Here is a 17,389-nt window from a genome sequence, read left to right on the forward strand (position 1 = left end):
GTCTCTTGTTGATGCTCGTTCAAGCCCGTAAATTGATGCCCTTGAACAAAGGTTCATCAAAGCTTGCACGTACTACGAGATCCGCAAACTGTCCTCCGCTGGGGATCGCCGCCGCTTTGATCAGCCAGGCTCCATATCAACAACAACTCGGAACACCACATGCGCTCATCCAGATATCTCCTCAAAGCCCTGGCGCTCTCGGGCGGCATGATCGCCTCGCTGCTGCTCGCCGGCCCCGCGGCCGCGCGCACGCTCAACATCGGCGTGATGGGCGAACTCGCCTCCTTCGACACTTCCCAAGTCGCCGGCGGCGTTTGGGAATCGCAAGTGCTGATGGACGTCTACGAGGGATTATTGAAGAAGGGGCCGGATGGCGAACCCCTACCAGGCATGGCCACCTCCTGGGAGGTCTCCGAGGACGGCAAGACCTATACCTTCCATCTTCGCGAAGGCGCCAAGTGGTCGGACGGCCAGCCAGTGACCGCGGAGGACTTCGTGTTCGGCTGGCGACACCTTCTCGACCCGCAGAACGCGTCGAAATACGCCTACATGCTCTACCCGGTGGTCAACGCCGAGGCGGTCAACACCGGCGAACAGCCGCTGGAGCAGCTGGGAATCCGCTCGCTCGACGAGGGCCGCACCTTCGAGGTCAGCCTCAATGCGCCAACGCCCTATTTTCTCCAGCTGATGACCCACTACACCGCTTATCCGCAGCCCAAGCATCTCTACGATGAATATGGCCGCAGATGGGTCGATCTTGCCAACATCGCCACCAACGGAGCGTTCAAGCCGGTGGGCTGGGTGTCGCAGTCACGCATCGACACGGTGAAGAACCCCGAGTACTACGACGCCGAACAGGTCGCGCTCGATGGCGTCACCTTCCATACCACCGAGGATCGCAACTCGGCGATCACCCGCTTCCGCGCCGGTGAGTTCGACATCATCACCGACTACCCTTCGAGCCGTTACGCCTGGTTGAAGGAGAACCTGCCCGAGGCTACCCATATGGCGCCTTATCTCGGCAGCTACTACTACGTGCTGAACCAGCGCGAAGGGCGCAAGACCGCCGATCCGCGAGTGCGTGAGGCGCTCAACCTGGCGGTTCGCCGCGACATACTGTCGAACCAGATCATGGCCGGCAGCTTCGCCGAGGGGCTCTCCTTCGTGCCACCCGGGGTCAGCCACTACCAGCCCCAGGAAATGGACCTCGGCGACGCGGACTACCAAGACCGGCTAGCGCGGGCGAAGGCACTGATGGAAGAGGCCGGCTACACCCCCGCCAACCCGCTGCGGGTGGACCTGCGCTACAACACCGCCGATGAGCACCGCCAGATCGCGGTGGCGATCGCGGCGATGTGGCGCCCGATAGGGGTCGAGGTCAACATGGTCAACGCCGAGGCCACGGTCCATTACCAGACCATCGCCCAGGGCGACTTCGACATTGCTCGCGCGGGGTGGATCGCCGACTACAACGACGCCGAGAACTTCCTCACCCTGCTGCGCACAGGGGTGGGCAACAACTACGGCGCCTACTCCAATCCCGAGTACGACGAACTGATGGCGCAGGCCGCCAACACCCAGGATCTCGACGCCCGCGAGAAAGTACTCGAACAGGCCGAGCACCTGGCGATGAACGACTATGCGCTGATTCCGCTGCTCTACTACGTCTCGCGCAACCTGGTCGATCCCTCGATCCGAGGTTGGGAAGACAACGTTCAAGACGACCACCCCTCACGCTGGGTGAGCTTCGCCGAGTAAGTCACCGCGATCGCCCGGCACCCCGCCGGGCGGCCCTCAGTATCCGGCACCGCCGAGCGGCGGTGCCGGCCAGATCGAGTTTGCCGATGACATCCCTGCTCTTCATCCCGTCCTCTCGCCTCAAGCGTATCCTCGCCGCTGGCTGCAGCGCGCTGCTGTTCGCCGCCCTCGCCCCACCGCTCCAGGCGGCCACTTTGCGCATGGCGATCCAGGGCGAGCCGGCCTCGCTGGCACCGGCCAGAGTCAACGGCACCGTATTCGACAATGACGTGCTGGGGGATCTCTACGAAGGCCTGGTGACGCTCGACGCCACGGGTCGATACATACCGGGCGTCGCCAGCGGCTGGCAGGTCAGCGACGACGGGCGGACCTATACTTTCGAACTGCGCGAGGACGCCCGATGGTCCGATGGCGAGCCGGTCAAGGCCGTGGACTTCGTTACCGCCTTTCGCACCGCGCTCGATCCCAAGTCGCCGTCGGTCTACGCCAGCCTGTTCTATCCGATCGAGGGCGCGCAGCAAGCGGCCCGGGGCGAAGTGGCGCTGGAGTCGATCGGCGTAAGCGCGGAAAACGAGCATCAATTGCGCATCGAGCTGGTCCAGCCGATCACCTATTTGCCGGCGCTGCTCGCCCACATCGCCGCTTCTCCGCTGCCGACCCATCTGATCGAGCGCCTGGGCGATGACTGGAGCAGCATCGATGAGATCGTCACCAACGGCGCTTTCGCACCTCGCAGCTGGGTTTCCCACGACCACCTGAGCGCGGTCAAGAACCCCTATTTCCATGCGGCCGAAAGCGTAGCCCTGGAAGGTATCGACTACTATCCGATGGAGGATCCCGCAGCCGGAGTACAGCGTTTCCGCGCGGGCGAATTCGACGTCGTACGCAGCTTCCCGGTTGGAGACTATCCGCGGCTCGCGCAGCAGTTGGGTGAGCAGGTCAGACTCTCGACCGAGCTCGGGGTCTACTACTACGCGCTCAATCAGCGCGATGGCCAGCCGACGAGCGATAAGCGCGTGCGCGAAGCGCTCAACCTGGCCATCGACCGCGAGGTGATCGCCGATAAGATCATGCAGGGCACGGTGATCCCCGCCGAGAGCTTCGTCCCCCCCGGCGTCGATCACTATCAAGGCGCGCAGATGCCTGGGCTGGACGCCCCGCTCGACCAGCGCCAAGCGAGGGCGCGTACGCTGCTCTCGGATGCCGGCTACTCAGCCTCGCCGCTCGTGCTGCGCCTGGCCTTCAACGAGAATCGCACCAATCGCAGCATCGCCATCGCGGTGGCGGCGATGTGGCGCGCCATAGGAGTCGAGACCGAGCTGGTCAACGCCGAGGCGAGCGTGCACTTCTCCAATCTCGCTGGCGGTCAGTTCGGCATCGGCCGGGCAAGCTGGATCGGAGACTACGATGACGCAGACAACTTCCTCGGCATATTGCAAAGCGGCAACGCCAAGAACTACGGCGGCTATCGCGATGACCAGTTCGATGCCCTGCTCGAGCGCGCCGCCGCCGAACAGGACCAGCAGCGCCGAGCGGCGATACTCCAGGCCGCGGAGGCGCAGGCGCTCGATGACTATGCGCTGCTGCCGCTCTACTTCGACGCTTCACGCAATCTCGTCGCCGAGGGTGTAAAGGGCTGGCAGGACAACGTACTCAACCGACATCTCGCCCGCTGGTTATCGCTGCAAGCACAGTGAGCCGGGAGATGATCAGACGCATCGACACCGACCCAAGCTTGGGAGCTTGGCGCACTTCCCCACGTACGATGGGCAGCGTCAACCCAGGCTGCCGCCAAAACGTGCATGGCACGATAGTTGCCTAATCATCTACCGTATCGGCACCGCGATCCGGCGCCGACGGTAAAGCCGTTTCAGGAGCAACGCATGCTTCATCGACTGTTCTCGGGCCTATCCTCTCGCGCCCGACCGCTCAGGGGTCCAATCACCGGGGCGCTACTGCTCGGCCTGCTCCCCTTCGCCTCGGCCCAAGCGGCGACCATCCATATCGCCAATGGCGCCGAACCCGGCACGCTCGATCCACAGAAGGCCTCGGGCGACTGGGAAACACGCATTACCCGCGAGCTGTTCGAACCATTGGTGGGATACGACGCCCAAGGTGAACTCACCCCCGGGCTCGCCGACCGCTGGGAAGTATCGGACGATGGCAGGACCTATCGATTCCATCTGCGCGAAGCGCAATGGTCGGATGGCCAGGAAATCACCGCCGCGGATGCGGTGTTCGCGCTGCGCCGGCTGCTCGCGCCCCAGACCGCAGCCTACAACGCCAACCTCTACTACCCGATCGAGGGTGCCGAGTCGGTCAACCGCGGTGACGCCACGCCCGACACCCTCGGGGTGGAGGCGCTCGACGAACGCACGCTGGAGATACGGCTGACCCAGCCCACCGCCTATTTCCTCCAAGCGATGGCGATGACTGAATCCGCACCGCTACCCGAGCACTACATCGATCAGGCGCTCGACCAACCGGGAGCGCGCTGGGTCATCCCCGGTAAACTGGTGGTCAGCGGCGCCTTCCAACTCACCGCCTGGACGCCACAGACCGAAATCCGGCTCGAGAAGAATCCCAGCTTCCATGCGGCCGACCAGGTGAAGCTCGATACCGCGGTGCTCTACCCACTCGACGATGCCCAGGCGGCGCTCAACCGCTTTCGCACCGCAGAGATCGACATCTCCTACCTCGGCGTCCCGTCATCCCAGATCGGCTGGGCCAGAGAGAATCTCGAACACGAGCTTCGGATCAATCCGATCCTCGGCGAGTACTACTACGTGCTCAACCAGCGCGAAGGCTCGACGCTTGCCGACAAGCGGGTGCGGGAGGCGCTCAACCTCGCCGTTCGCCGCGAGGTGATCACCGACACCATCCTCGGCATGGGCCAGATTCCCTCCTACTGGTACCTGCCCCGGGCGATGTCCGGCAATGCAGGCGGCACGATGGGCTTCATGCAAGAACCGCTCGAGCAGCGCCTGGACCGCGCTCGCGCGCTGCTCACCGAGGCAGGCTACGGCCCAGGCCAGCCGCTCGAGCTGGAGATTGCCTACAACACGCTCGAAGACCATCGCAAAGTGGCGGTGGCGATCGCTGCGATGTGGCGCGCGATCGGGATCGAGACTCGGCTGACCAACCGCGAGACGGCGGTGCACTTCGCCACCCTGCGCCAGGGCGACTTCCAGGTCGGCCGCTACGGTGCGATTGCCACCGTGGACGATCCGTTCGATCTGCTCAGCTCCTTCGTCACCGGTGCCAGCGGCAACTACAGCGGCTACACCAATCCGGCCTACGACCAGCTGGTCGCGCGCAGCACCGCCGAGCTCGACCCTACACGCCGCGCTGAGCTGCTGACCGAAGCTCAGCAGCAACTGCTCGACGACTACGCACTAGTGCCACTCTATGACTACGTCTCGACCAAACTCGTCTCCGACAGGGTTCAGGGCTGGCAAGGCAATCCGCTCGATGTCCATCCACTTCGCTACATGAGCGTCACCGAGTGAAAGCGCAAGGCTCCCAAGACTCTTCCATCCCCCGGCTTTGGAATGCACGTACGCCATGCTGACCTACATCCTCAAGCGCTTCGGGCAGGCGATCCCGACGCTTTTGATCGTGATCACCGTCTCGTTCTTCCTCATGCGCCTGGCGCCAGGCGGCCCCTTCGACGGAGAGCGCCAGCTGCCACCGGAGATCGAAGCCAACCTGATGGCGGCCTACCACCTCGACGAGCCGCTGTGGTCGCAATACTTGCGATACATGGGCGGCCTGCTGCAGGGAGACTTCGGCCCCTCGTTCAAGTACAAGGATTTCAGCGTCACCGATCTGATCATGCAGGGCTTCCCGGTCAGCCTCGAGCTGGGTGCCTGGGCGATCGCGCTGGCGCTGGCGATCGGCCTGCCGCTCGGGATAATCGCCGCGCTGAAACGCAACTCGACGGTCGACTACGTGGTAATGGGCATCGCACTCGGTGGCATCGCGATCCCAAACTTCGTGATCGCGCCGATCATGGCACTGGTGTTCGGGGTAATGCTGGCCTGGTTGCCAGCCGGCGGCTGGAACGGCGGCGCCTGGGCCAACATGGTGCTGCCGGTGATCGCGCTGTCGATCCAACAGATCGCCGCGATCGCGAGGCTCACCCGGGCCTCGATGATCGAGGTGCTCGGCAGCCAGTACATCCGCACCGCCCGCGCCAAGGGGCTCTCCGAATCGGAGGTGATTTTCCACCATGCGCTCAGGCCTTCGCTGCTGCCGGTGATCTCGTACCTGGGGCCGGCGATCGCCGGAATCATCACCGGCTCTATCGTGATCGAGCAGATCTTCGGCCTGCCCGGCATCGGACGCTATTTCGTCCAGGGCGCGCTCAACCGCGACTACACCCTGGTGATGGGGGTGGTGGTTTTCTACGGGGTACTGATCGTGCTGCTCAACCTGATCGTCGATTTGCTCTACAGCGTCCTCGATCCACAGATCCGCTACGACGATTGAGCCTGCTCCTCGACCCAGATTCGGTGACCAACAGATGAGCCAAGACAACGTACCCAGCGTCGCCAAGAGCGTCGCTCCGCAAACCTTCCTCGGCGCCGGCGACAGCCTGGCGATGGACGCCTGGCACCGGCTGCGCCAGAACAAGGCCGCGATGGGCAGCCTGATCATCCTGGTACTGCTCGCGGCCGTCTGCCTGGTCGGTCCCTTGCTGCTGCCCTGGGGTCTGGCCGACGTCGACTGGGAGAACTTCATGAGCCCGCCGTCGCTCGAGTCGACCCACTACCTCGGCACCGACGCCAACGGCCGCGACCTGCTGGTGCGCACCCTCTATGGCGGCCAGATCTCGCTCTCGGTAGCGCTGGTCGCCACCGCCGTGAGCCTGGTGATCGGCGTGCTCTACGGTGCCATCGCCGGCTATTTCGGCGGGCGCATCGACAGCCTGATGATGCGCTTCGTCGACATCATGTTCTCGCTGCCGTTCATGTTCATGGTGATCCTGCTGATGGTGGTGTTCGGCCGCAACATCCTGCTGATCTATGCCGCGATCGGTGCGGTCGAATGGCTCGACATGGCGCGCATCGTGCGCGGCCAGGTACTGGCGCTGAAACGCCGCGAGTTCGTCGAGGCGGCCCAGGCGCTCGGGGTCAAGGACTCGAAGATCGTCACCCGCCACCTGATCCCCAATGCGATCGGCCCGGTGATCGTCTACGTCACGCTGACCGTGCCCAAGGTGATCCTGCTCGAAAGCTTCCTCTCCTTCCTCGGCCTCGGCGTGCAGGAGCCGCTGACCAGTTGGGGAGTGCTGATCTCGGAGGGCCGCGAAATGATGGAGAGCGCCCCTTGGCTGCTGGTCACCCCGTCGGTGTTCCTCGCTGTGACGCTGTTCTGTCTCAACTTCCTCGGCGACGGTCTGCGCGATGCGCTCGACCCCAAGACCCGTTGAACGGCCCGCGACGATGGATACCAAGGGAACCAAGATGAACGCACCCCAGCACTCTCCTCATCCCCAAGAGGACAACGTCCCGCTGCTGAAGGTCGAGGGCCTGTGCGTCGACTTCGCGCTGCATACCGGCGCGGTCAACGCGGTCAAGGACGTCGGCTTTACCCTGCGGCGCGGCGAAACCCTGGCGCTGGTCGGCGAGTCCGGCTCGGGCAAGTCGGTGACCTCGAGCGCACTGATGCATCTGCTGCCGGATCTGGCTCAGGTCTCCGGCCGGGCGGAGTTCGAGGGCGAAGAGCTGGTCTCGATGCCGCTCAAGCGGATGCGCCGGATTCGCGGCAACGCGATTTCGATGATCTTCCAGGAGCCGATGACCTCGCTCAACCCGCTGCATCGGGTCGGCAAGCAGATCGGCGAGGTGCTGAAGAAGCACCGCAAGGCACACGGAGCGGCGGTGCGCCAACGCGTGCTGGCACTGCTCGAACAGGTCGGCATTCCCGACCCCGCTCGAAGGATCGACAGCTACCCGCACGAACTTTCCGGCGGCCAGCGCCAGCGCGTGATGATCGCGATGGCGCTGGCTTGCGAGCCAAAGCTCCTGATCGCGGACGAACCGACCACTGCGCTGGACGTCACCGTGCAAGCGCAGATCCTCGAGTTGCTCAAGGAACTGCAGGCTCGCCTCGGCATGGCGATTCTGTTCATCACCCACGACCTCAACCTGGTCAAGCGCTTCGCCGACAGCGTCTGTGTGATGCGCCATGGCGAGCTGGTCGAGTCGGGCTCGGTCGAGGAGGTGTTCACCAATCCTCGCCATGACTACACCCGCATGCTGCTGGCCGCCGAGCCGCGTGGCAGCAAACAGCCGGTCGAGGAGTCAGCGCCGGTGCTGCTCGACGCCAAGGACGTACGGGTGCGCTTCGCCACCAGGAAGCATTTGTTTCGCGCCGACGAGTATTTCGAGGCGGTGCGAGGGATCGATCTGACCGTAAGACGCGGCCAGACCATCGGCATCGTTGGCGAATCGGGCTCGGGCAAATCCACCCTCGGCCGAGCGCTGCTGCGATTGGTCGAGAGCAAGGGATCGATCGATTTCGACGGCACCGATCTAGAGCGACTCGACAAGAGCGGCATGCGGCCGCTGCGCTCGCGCATGCAGGTAGTGTTCCAGGATCCCTACGGCTCGCTCTCGCCTCGTCTCAACGTCAGCGAAATCATCAGCGAAGGGCTCAAGGTCCATCACCCCGAGCTCAATCGCCGCCAGCGCGACCAACGGGTGGTCGAGGCGCTGGAGGAGGTCGCTCTCGACCCTCGGATGCGCGGCCGATACCCGCACGAGTTCTCCGGTGGACAGCGCCAGCGCATCGCCATCGCGCGCGCCCTGGTACTGAAACCCGAGTTCTTGCTGCTCGACGAGCCGACCTCGGCGCTCGATCGCTCGGTACAGGTGCGCGTGGTCGAGCTGCTGCGCGATATCCAGCGCAAGTACGGGCTGACCTATGTATTCATCAGCCATGACCTCGCGGTAGTACGGGCACTGGCCGACACCGTGCTGGTGATGAAGGACGGCCAGGTGGTGGAACGAGGCCCGGCCGAGCGGATATTCTCCGCACCGCGCGAGCCCTATACCCAGGCGCTGCTCAAGGCCGCCTTCCTCAATCGCGCCAACGGCCCGACACCCGAAACCCTGCATCGAGGCTGACGACTCAGGCCGGCCCCAGTGCCGGCGCTTCTCATACCAAAGCCATCTACCAGCGCTGTCTGCCAATGCTATCCACCCCGGCCCTCCCGATGAGGGCCGGCGGCCTCGTCACGGATGAATCCTGCGAGCTGGTTCGGAAGTAAAGCGCAGAACCGGGCGTAATAACTACAGACCCAGCTAATCCTTAGTTTTCAAACATTTAAATAACAATACAATGATTAGCATTGCAAATAAAAATCCCTCTACAAATAGCTATTTTTGATGGAACTTTTTCAGTATAAAAGATCGCGGATGCGCCAAAGGCCCGTCGATCACCAGTGGTAGCGATTCCACACCGACCGAGCCGCAGAGCGGTCTCCTGCGCTCATCGAGAGGGCCACAACTAGTACAAATCGATCGCCACTGGCCTATCCACAACTGTTCGACCCACAACTACAAAAGCGCCACATCCATTAGGATCATCAGGAATCCGATAATGCATAACGCAACATCCCACGCACGCCATACTTTCAAACTCAGCCTGCTCGCCGTCGCCATCGGCGCCGCTTCCTTCAGCGCCATCGAACAGGCTTCGGCCTTCACCGCCTACGAAGACGCCAACAACCGCTTCATCATCAACGGTCGTATCGCCGGCAACTACACCTGGAACCGCGGCGGCGTCGACGGTGAAGACAACTTCAAGAACCAGGCCTCGCGTATCAACCTGGTTTACGAACACTACTTCGCCGATGACTGGACCGCGCTTGCGCGCACCGAATGGGGCTTCGATCCCTTCTTCGAGAATGGCGACGACAACCACACCAAGCGCCACCAGTACGTCGGCGTCAAGCATCCGGTCTACGGGACCGTACTGCTTGGCCAGCAGTGGTCGATCTACTACGACATGGTCGGCATCATGACCGACCAACTGTGGGTCTATGGCGCCGAGGCGCAGGGCTCGTTCAATGGCAACATGGGTAACGGCTTCCAGGGCCTGAGCCGTCCGAACCAGTCGATCTCCTATCGCAACACCTGGGACGACCTGACCTGGGGCCTGATGTACGGTACCTCGACCGGCGAGAACAAATCCGATCTCGTCGGTTTCGACTCCGTTACCGGCAACCCCGAGTACGTCAGCCGCGGCGGCGAGCGCCGGTACTTCGCCCAGACCGCGTTGAGCTGGAAAGCCAGTGAGGACCTGACCCTGGCCGCGGCCTATAACTACAGCCGCATCGAGCAGCACTACGTCACCAGCGACGCGGGCCAGGTCACCGAAGACCCCAACGTCAACGCTTGGCTGCTCGGTGCCAGCTGGACCCCGGGCAACTGGTACCTCGCTGTGACCGCCGGCGAGCAGCGCAACCTGCGCGGCCAGGGTAATGGGGCCTACCAGAGCGCGCGCGGCTATGAAGGCGTGGCGAGGTACACTTTCCCCGAACTTACGAGCTTCGGCGACGTCCAGCTCTACAGCGCCGTCAACCGCTACGAGGACAAGGACACCAGCCAGCGCGCGAGCTACTACGTGCTGGGTACCGCCTTGGTCGCCTTCGATAGCAAGCTGATCCTGGCGCTCGAGCATCGGTTCAACGACAACAAGACCGCCAGTGGCAGCAACACCACCGCAGACAAGGATTCAACCGCTCTGCTGGTCCGCTACAACTACTAATCCCGACAGGCGACGCAGCGAAAGTCCCACCTGGTCTGAACCGCCCATCCCATTGGGCGGCTCAGGGCGCCAGGCGGGGCTTTTTTGCGCCGGAAAGACGCCTTGCGCCCAATCATCGATACAGCAAATCATTTGCAAGGCAAGTTTTAATTGAGTAATTAAATGGAACTATCCAACAGTCGATGATGAGGTGCGCGCCATTTTTCGGTATAAAGATCACATCACCTGAATCGGCACATACACAATTCTCAGAATAACAGTGGTTTAGGTGAATTAACCTCATGCGGGTCAGCCATTGGCAGCAGCTGTAGCACCAATGAGCTAGGCACCATGCGGGTCGCGGGACCGGATTGGTGATATTGGCGACGACAACGACCCCACGCACATACCAAGTCGATCGGCGCCGTTCCCAACCCGAAGACTGTGTTCTAAGTGAGTGCAAGCTCGCTCGACACCGACAAAAAGCAGTGCTTGCCCGCGCAAGGTCCTCGCAGCTTGCAGCGGTTGGCTCCACTAAAACATTCGGGAACACTACGACAATGCAGCGTTCAGCACATCGACAGATCTTCAAGCACAGCGCCATCGCCGTCGCCGTCGGCCTTGCCTCGATGGCAACCGTCGAACGCGCGGCCGCCTTCACCGCCTTCGAAACGCCCAACAACCGTTTCGTGATCAACGGCCGTATCGCTGGCAGCTATGACTGGAATGACGGCGGCAGCGATGAAGACAACTTCAACAACGCCGGCTCGCGTATCAACCTGGTCTATGAGCACTACTTCGCCGATGACTGGACCGCGCTGGCGCGCACCGAATGGGGCTTCGACCCGTTCTTCCAACACGGTGACGACAACCATACCAAGCGCCACCTCTATGTCGGCCTGAGCAACCCCACCTACGGTACCGTCACCGTTGGTAAGCAGTATTCGGTCATGTATGACCTGGTCGACGTCTACACTGACCAACCGTGGCTCTATACCGACTACACCTCCCAGACCTGGATGGGCTACGCCGGCGACTGGCTCGGCATGCAGCGCCCTGACCGTTCGATCAAGTACGTCGTCGACGTGGGTGACTGGACCCTGGGTGCGATGTACGGCACCTCCCGCGGCGACATCGACAGCGATCTGGTCGGCGTGAATGGCAGCGAGCTCGTCTACGCCGACCGTGGCGCCGAGCGCGAGTACTTCGCTCAGCTGGCGTTCAACTACCGGCTGGGCTACGACGTCACCCTGTTCGCCGGCTACAACTACGCGCGCATCAGCGAAAGCGGCTATACCGCCTCGGAAGGCGTAGTGAATGACACTTACGAAGACGATCCCAACGTCAACAACTGGGAAGTCGGCTTCAACTGGGCGCCGGGCAACTGGTACATCTCCGCACTCGGCGGCGAGTCGCGCAACCTCATCGCCACCGACCGTCAGGGCGGCGTGATGCAGTCCGCGCGCAACTACGACACCTTCGCCGGCTATACCTTCCCGGGCGCGCTGGGTGAAATCGGCGACCTGCAGCTCTACGGCCAGTACAGCTACGCCAAGGACAACGACGGCGATGCTCGCATGGATCGCAAGATCTTCGGCGTAGCCGCGATCACCTTCAACGAGCAGCTGATCATCGCCCTCGAGCACATGATCATGGATGACAAGTCGGATACCGGCGCTGACGCCTATGACAACGACGTCACCGGCATCCTGGTCCGCTACAACTACTGAGTCGCCAAGCAAGGCAACGCTTTAGTTCGGCTTCCTTCCGCCCCGGCTCGCCGGGGCGGAAGGTTTTCATCTCCTCCTGTTCGCCACTCCCCCTCCCGCACCGTTCTCATCACTCCTGTCTCATCCCTCTTGTCTCACCACCCTTGCCATTGACCCAAGTGCTACCCACAGGTTCTAGACTGCGAGATACAGGAAGTCGCAGCAGCCTCTGGAGGCGAGAATGAAAGTCAGCGAATTGGCGCGTCGCGCCGAAGTGACCGCCGAAACGGTCCGTCACTATGTCCGCGAAGGCCTGCTCGAACCAGCGCGAGACCCTCATAACAACTATCAGCTGTTCGACGAAGGCGCGCTCGGTCGACTGCGCTTCATCCTTCGCGCGCGCACCCTGGGGTTCAGCCTCAAGGAGATCCGCGACATCGTCGCTCACGCAGACCAAGGTGATTCACCCTGCCCGCTGGTCCGCGACATGCTCAGCGCTCGCCTGCCTGAAGTCCAAGCGCGCATTCGTGAACTGCAAAGCCTCGCCGAACGAATGGAGCAGGCGCTCACCGCCTGGTCGACCATGCCCGACGGCTCACCCGACGGACACACCATCTGCCAGCTGATCGAGCACTGGAACGAAGGCGCGGACGACTGCTGTCCGTCTCGAGTGGAGAAGCAGCACGCGCAAGAAGCCTCCCACTGAGGCTATCCACCGGCATCCGGGGCCTACTCTAGGAGGCTTCACTCATGCAACAAGCCATCGCTCCCGCCCGACACCACTGGTCGCTGAGCCTCAGCGGGCTCAGCTGCGGACACTGCGTCCAGCGCACCAGACAAGGGATCGAGGCCGCCGATCCAGCGGCCTCGATCACCACACTGGACAAGACGCGCCTGGAAATCGACACCGTGCTGGGGCGCCAGGAGCTGATCGCCACGGTCGAGGCCGCGGGCTACCACGCCCGCCCTGTGCACGAAGACGAACTCTCCAAGGAGCCGGCCGCGCCTGCGCAGCCGGCGTGCGGCCATGGCGGGATGACGGAGGGCGACGAGCGTTCATCGATGCGACGCGAGTTCGAGATCGAAGGCATGACCTGCGCCTCCTGCGTATCCCGCGTAGAAAGGGCGCTTGGCCGCGTCAGCGGCGTAGCCCACGCCTACGTCAATCTCGCCAGCGAGCGCGCGACCGTCGAACTCGATGCCAAGGTCGACGACGCCAGCCTGATACGCGCGGTGCAAGATGCAGGCTACTCGGCCAAACCACTCACGGCCAACGCGAGCGAACACCAGGAAGCACGCCAGCGTGAAGAGCAGCGATCGCTACATCGGGCGCTGCTGTTGGCAACCGTGCTCAGTCTGCCGATAGTCGTTCTGGAGATGGGCGGGCATCTGATACCGGGCCTCAACGACCTGCTGGTCGCTACCGTCGGGCAGCACAATCTCTGGCTGCTCCAGGCGATACTCGCCACCCTGGTACTGGCCGGGCCCGGCAGGCGATTCTTCCGCCAGGGCATACCCGCGCTGCTGCGCGCAGCACCGGACATGCACTCGCTGGTCGCCGTAGGCACTGGCGCGGCCTATCTCTACTCGCTGATCAGCACTCTGCAACCAGGCTGGCTACCAGCGGGCACCGCCAACGTCTACTTCGAAGCAGCCGCAGTGATCGTCACGCTGATCCTGCTCGGGCGCTATCTGGAAATACGCGCACGCGGGCGCACCTCCAGCGCGATTCGCCACTTGATCGGCCTGCGTCCACGGCAAGGACGCATCGAACGCGACGGCGTCGTCACCATGCTGCCCATCGACCAAATCGAGACCGGCATGCGGGTGCTGGTCCAGCCCGGCGAGCGGATCCCGGTGGATGGCGTGGTGCTCGAAGGAGAGAGCTTCGTCGATGAATCGATGCTCAGCGGCGAGCCGATGCCGATCGCCAAGCGCGCAGGCGAACGGCTTGCCGCCGGCACCCTCAATCAGCGGGGCGCATTGATCTTTCGCGCGACGGAGGTAGGCGAAGGCACCCTCTTGGCCCAGATCGTGCGCATGGTGGAAGAGGCCCAAGGCGCCAAGCTGCCGGTGCAGGCACTGGTCGACAGAGTGACGCTATGGTTCGTTCCGGCGGTAATGGGCGTGGCGCTGCTCACCTTCTTCGCCTGGCTACTGCTGGCGCCAGCGCCTTCGCTGGGTCTTGCCGTGGTCAATGCAGTGGCAGTGCTGATCATCGCCTGTCCTTGCGCGATGGGACTGGCGACGCCGACTTCGATCATGGTCGGTACCGGCCGCGCTGCCCAGCTCGGGGTGCTGCTGCGCAGGGGCGAGGCGCTGCAACGCCTCAGGAACGTTCGCGTGGTGGCACTCGACAAGACAGGCACCTTGACCGAAGGTCGGCCAGCCCTGACCGAACTCGAGATCGTTGAAGGCATCGACGAAGCGCGGCTGCTTGCCGATCTCGCCACGGTGGAGGTGCGCTCGGAGCATCCGATCGCCCAAGCGATCGTCGCCGCCGCCGAAGCGCGCGGCCTGCGCCGTGGAACGCTGGAAAGATTCGAATCGCTCACCGGACTCGGTGTGACCGCACAGGTCGATGGTCGCGAGATCGCCATCGGTACTGGAAGGCTACTGGCCAAACTGGGCATCGACCCAGCGGCCCTGGATGCGCGCGCCACCCAGCTGGCCGAGACGGGAAAAACGCCGCTGTTCGCGGCGGTCGACGGTCGGCTCGCCGGCGTACTGGCGGTCAGCGACCCGCTCAAACCCAGCAGTCGGGAGGCTATCGATGGCCTCCATGCCCACGGTATCAAGGTCGCGCTGGTCAGCGGTGACAACCGCCGCACCTGTGAAGCGATCGCCGCTCAGCTCGGCATCGATGAGGTGATCGCCGAAGTGCTGCCCGGTGGCAAGGTCGCAGCGGTAGAGCGGCTTCGCCAGCGCATGGGCTCGATCACCTTCGTCGGCGATGGAATCAACGACGCCCCGGCACTGGCCAGCGCCGACGTCGGTGTGGCGATGGGCTCTGGCACCGACATCGCGATCGAGTCAGCCGATGTGGTACTGGTCAACGGCCAGCCACGAGGAATACTGCGGGCGATCGAGATATCGCGCGCGGTGATGCGCAACATCGCACAGAACTTGTTCTGGGCCTTCGCCTACAACGTCGCACTGATTCCGGTCGCCGCGGGCGTGCTGACCCTGTTCGGCGGGCCGCTGCTGTCTCCGGAGCTCGCCGCCGGGGCAATGGCGCTATCCAGCGTGTTCGTCCTCGCCAACGCCCTGCGCCTGCGCCGCGCGGCCGCTTGAGCATGGCGCAAGGAACCAGCCACCGATGAAAACCGGTGGCTCGTTTCGTCCCGCCCGAGGCGCTTCATCAGTACTGAAGTTCAGCGTGCTCGATCATCAACTGCAGAGATTCGCGCCCGCGGTAACGGTTGCGTGAAGGCTTGAAGGCGCAGCGCACGCGGGCGCCTGCGCCGAAAGGCACCGCCTCGCCGGGCGTTACCGCGCGAAACCAGATCGCCTTGAGCGCGCGCGAACCCGCGCCGAGCTCGAGCATCAAGTGGCAGCCATCGGCGCCCACCAGCCGGGTGCCAAGTACCTCGAACCGGCCCTCGAACAGCGGCGTCTCGAACTCGCGGCCGAAGGGTGCGAGACGCTCGATCTCATCGAGCAGCCCAAGATCGAGCGCCTGTAGCGGCAACTCCCCGTCGGTGAGAATCAGCGGGTGCAGCTCGCGCTCCCCCAGCTGCTCGTCCACGGCTTGCTCGATCGCCGCGCGAAAAGCCTCGAACCCGGAAGCAGCAAGCCCGATTCCCGCTGCGCCGGCGTGCCCGCCGAAACGCTCGAGTACTCCAGGCGCCAACTCGTCAGCGCGCTGCAGCGCGGCACGCAAATGCACTCCCTCGATCGAGCGCCCCGAGCCGGAGAGCTGCCCCGGCGCAGCGGCCGGGGTGAGCACGAAGCACGGACGGCCGAACGCCTGGACCAGACGCGAGGCGACGATGCCCTGAACGCCGGCATGCCCATCGGCGAGATGGATCACCAGCACCCTGGCACCGCGGCCGAGTGGCGCTTGGGCCAGCCGCTTCGCCTCCTCGGTCATGGTGGCTTCGATCACCTTGCGCGACTGGTTGTCCTGGTCGAGCAGTTCGAGCTGGTGCCGCGCGCGATCGTCGGTCTCAGCGAGCATGAAGTGCAATGCCGCATAGGGATCATCGAGCCGTGAGCGGGCGTTGATCCTCGGCCCCATCTGAAAGCCCAGGGTCTCGGCGGTGAACGGCAGGCTGTCGGGGCCGAGACGTTCGGCCATCGCCCGCCAACAGGGTTCATCCATGCGATTGATCAGCGAGAGCCCCAGGGTCACCACCGCGCGATTGATCGCACTGTCGCCAAGAGAAACGCAATCGGCCACGGTGCCGAGTGCGACATAGGAGAGCCAGGCCGAGAGCTTCGGCGTCGCCGCGGGCAGCACGCCCATCTCGATCAGCGTCGAGCGCGCCAGCGACATGGTCAGCCAGGAGACCATGCAGCCGGCGATGGTGGCATCGGGGTAATCGCAGTCGCTTCTGGACGGGTTGACCACCGCGTAGGCCGAAGGCGGCGGCCCATCGATCGGCAGGGCGTGATGGTCGGTGACTACCACGTCGATCCCCGCGGCGCTGAGCCGAGCGATGCGCGGCTCGTCCGATGAACCGCAGTCGGCGCTGATCACCAGCGTCGGCCTGGGCCTGAGTGCGAGGGTACGCTCCACCAGCGGCTGCGAGATCCCGTAGCCATCGTTGATCCGATGCCCAATCAGGCTATGGATGCGCGAACGCGGCACCCCGAACAGCTCGACCAGGGTGCGCAGGATCACCACATGGGAGGTGATGCCATCGACGTCGTAGTCGGTGAGTATGCCGATATGCTCACCCTCGGCCACCGCGCGGGCGATCCGCTCGGCCGCGCGCGCGCCGTCGCGCAGCCGCCCAGGGTGGACGAGATGGCGCAGGCTCGGTGAAATCAGCGCATCGAGCGCATGCAGCGGCGAGCAGAGCCTGCCGCCGAGCAGTCGCGCCTGCAGCGGGCTCAGGCCGGCGGCGAGCGCCGCCGCCTCGACTTCACGATCGACCTCGCGCGCGACCAGCCGCGGCGCGGCATAGTCGACCCGCGCAGCGCCCCCGCTATCGCCCACG

At 63.9% G+C, this 17,389-nt stretch carries 11 protein-coding genes; 10 read left to right on the forward strand and 1 reads right to left on the reverse strand.

What is annotated here, in order from left to right; all coding sequences use genetic code 11:
- Nucleotides 1-159 precede the first annotated feature (159 nt).
- The 10 genes from A5892_RS18835 (at nt 160) to A5892_RS18880 (ending at nt 15,518) form a co-directional block, all read left to right on the forward strand.
- On the forward strand, nt 160-1,758 hold the full coding sequence (locus tag A5892_RS18835; RefSeq protein WP_082890564.1) for a peptide ABC transporter substrate-binding protein: 1,599 nt from the start codon (nt 160-162) through the stop codon (nt 1,756-1,758).
- An 86-nt stretch (nt 1,759-1,844) separates the two neighbouring features.
- Nucleotides 1,845-3,455, forward strand: a complete 1,611-nt coding sequence (locus A5892_RS18840) for a peptide ABC transporter substrate-binding protein (RefSeq protein WP_064124093.1) — start codon at nt 1,845-1,847, stop codon at nt 3,453-3,455.
- 186 nt (nt 3,456-3,641) lie between these two features.
- Nucleotides 3,642-5,267, forward strand: coding sequence for a peptide ABC transporter substrate-binding protein (locus tag A5892_RS18845; RefSeq protein WP_082890565.1), 1,626 nt, complete (start codon nt 3,642-3,644; stop codon nt 5,265-5,267).
- 55 nt (nt 5,268-5,322) lie between these two features.
- Nucleotides 5,323-6,249 carry an oligopeptide ABC transporter permease OppB gene (gene oppB / locus A5892_RS18850; protein WP_064124094.1) on the forward strand — a complete coding sequence of 309 codons (927 nt, stop codon included), beginning with the start codon at nt 5,323-5,325 and terminating at the stop codon, nt 6,247-6,249.
- 34 nt (nt 6,250-6,283) lie between these two features.
- On the forward strand, nt 6,284-7,192 hold the full coding sequence (locus tag A5892_RS18855) for an ABC transporter permease (RefSeq protein ID WP_064124095.1): 909 nt from the start codon (nt 6,284-6,286) through the stop codon (nt 7,190-7,192).
- Between the two features lie 34 nt (nt 7,193-7,226).
- Nucleotides 7,227-8,891, forward strand: a complete 1,665-nt coding sequence (locus tag A5892_RS18860) for an ABC transporter ATP-binding protein (protein ID WP_064124629.1) — start codon at nt 7,227-7,229, stop codon at nt 8,889-8,891.
- Between the two features lie 475 nt (nt 8,892-9,366).
- Nucleotides 9,367-10,536, forward strand: a complete 1,170-nt coding sequence (locus A5892_RS18865; protein ID WP_064124096.1) for a porin — start codon at nt 9,367-9,369, stop codon at nt 10,534-10,536.
- Between the two features lie 539 nt (nt 10,537-11,075).
- Nucleotides 11,076-12,245, forward strand: a complete 1,170-nt coding sequence (locus A5892_RS18870; RefSeq protein WP_064124097.1) for a porin — start codon at nt 11,076-11,078, stop codon at nt 12,243-12,245.
- A 220-nt stretch (nt 12,246-12,465) separates the two neighbouring features.
- Nucleotides 12,466-12,930: a MerR family transcriptional regulator gene (locus A5892_RS18875; RefSeq protein ID WP_064124098.1), complete on the forward strand. Its 465-nt coding sequence runs from the start codon at nt 12,466-12,468 to the stop codon at nt 12,928-12,930.
- Between the two features lie 44 nt (nt 12,931-12,974).
- Entirely contained in the window at nt 12,975-15,518 is a 2,544-nt protein-coding gene (locus tag A5892_RS18880) for a heavy metal translocating P-type ATPase (protein ID WP_064124099.1), read from the forward strand.
- A gap of 67 nt (nt 15,519-15,585) precedes the next feature.
- Here A5892_RS18880 and A5892_RS18885 read toward each other — a convergent pair whose 3' ends face one another.
- Nucleotides 15,586-17,388 carry a single-stranded-DNA-specific exonuclease RecJ gene (locus A5892_RS18885; protein ID WP_223302738.1) on the reverse strand — a complete coding sequence of 601 codons (1,803 nt, stop codon included), beginning with the start codon at nt 17,386-17,388 and terminating at the stop codon, nt 15,586-15,588.
- Nucleotide 17,389 lies beyond the last annotated feature (1 nt).

The organism is Halotalea alkalilenta, from assembly GCF_001648175.1.
GTDB classification, from domain to species: Bacteria; Pseudomonadota; Gammaproteobacteria; order Pseudomonadales; family Halomonadaceae; genus Halotalea; species Halotalea alkalilenta_A.

What these genes read in the sequence shown, in the direction of transcription:
- A5892_RS18835 (WP_082890564.1), top strand. Translation starts at nt 160, where the DNA reads ATGCGCTCATCCAGATATCTCCTCAAAGCCCTGGCGCTCTCGGGCGGC.
- A5892_RS18840 (WP_064124093.1), top strand. Translation starts at nt 1,845, where the DNA reads ATGACATCCCTGCTCTTCATCCCGTCCTCTCGCCTCAAGCGTATCCTC.
- A5892_RS18845 (WP_082890565.1), top strand. Translation starts at nt 3,642, where the DNA reads ATGCTTCATCGACTGTTCTCGGGCCTATCCTCTCGCGCCCGACCGCTC.
- oppB (WP_064124094.1), top strand. Translation starts at nt 5,323, where the DNA reads ATGCTGACCTACATCCTCAAGCGCTTCGGGCAGGCGATCCCGACGCTT.
- A5892_RS18855 (WP_064124095.1), top strand. Translation starts at nt 6,284, where the DNA reads ATGAGCCAAGACAACGTACCCAGCGTCGCCAAGAGCGTCGCTCCGCAA.
- A5892_RS18860 (WP_064124629.1), top strand. Translation starts at nt 7,227, where the DNA reads ATGAACGCACCCCAGCACTCTCCTCATCCCCAAGAGGACAACGTCCCG.
- A5892_RS18865 (WP_064124096.1), top strand. Translation starts at nt 9,367, where the DNA reads ATGCATAACGCAACATCCCACGCACGCCATACTTTCAAACTCAGCCTG.
- A5892_RS18870 (WP_064124097.1), top strand. Translation starts at nt 11,076, where the DNA reads ATGCAGCGTTCAGCACATCGACAGATCTTCAAGCACAGCGCCATCGCC.
- A5892_RS18875 (WP_064124098.1), top strand. Translation starts at nt 12,466, where the DNA reads ATGAAAGTCAGCGAATTGGCGCGTCGCGCCGAAGTGACCGCCGAAACG.
- A5892_RS18880 (WP_064124099.1), top strand. Translation starts at nt 12,975, where the DNA reads ATGCAACAAGCCATCGCTCCCGCCCGACACCACTGGTCGCTGAGCCTC.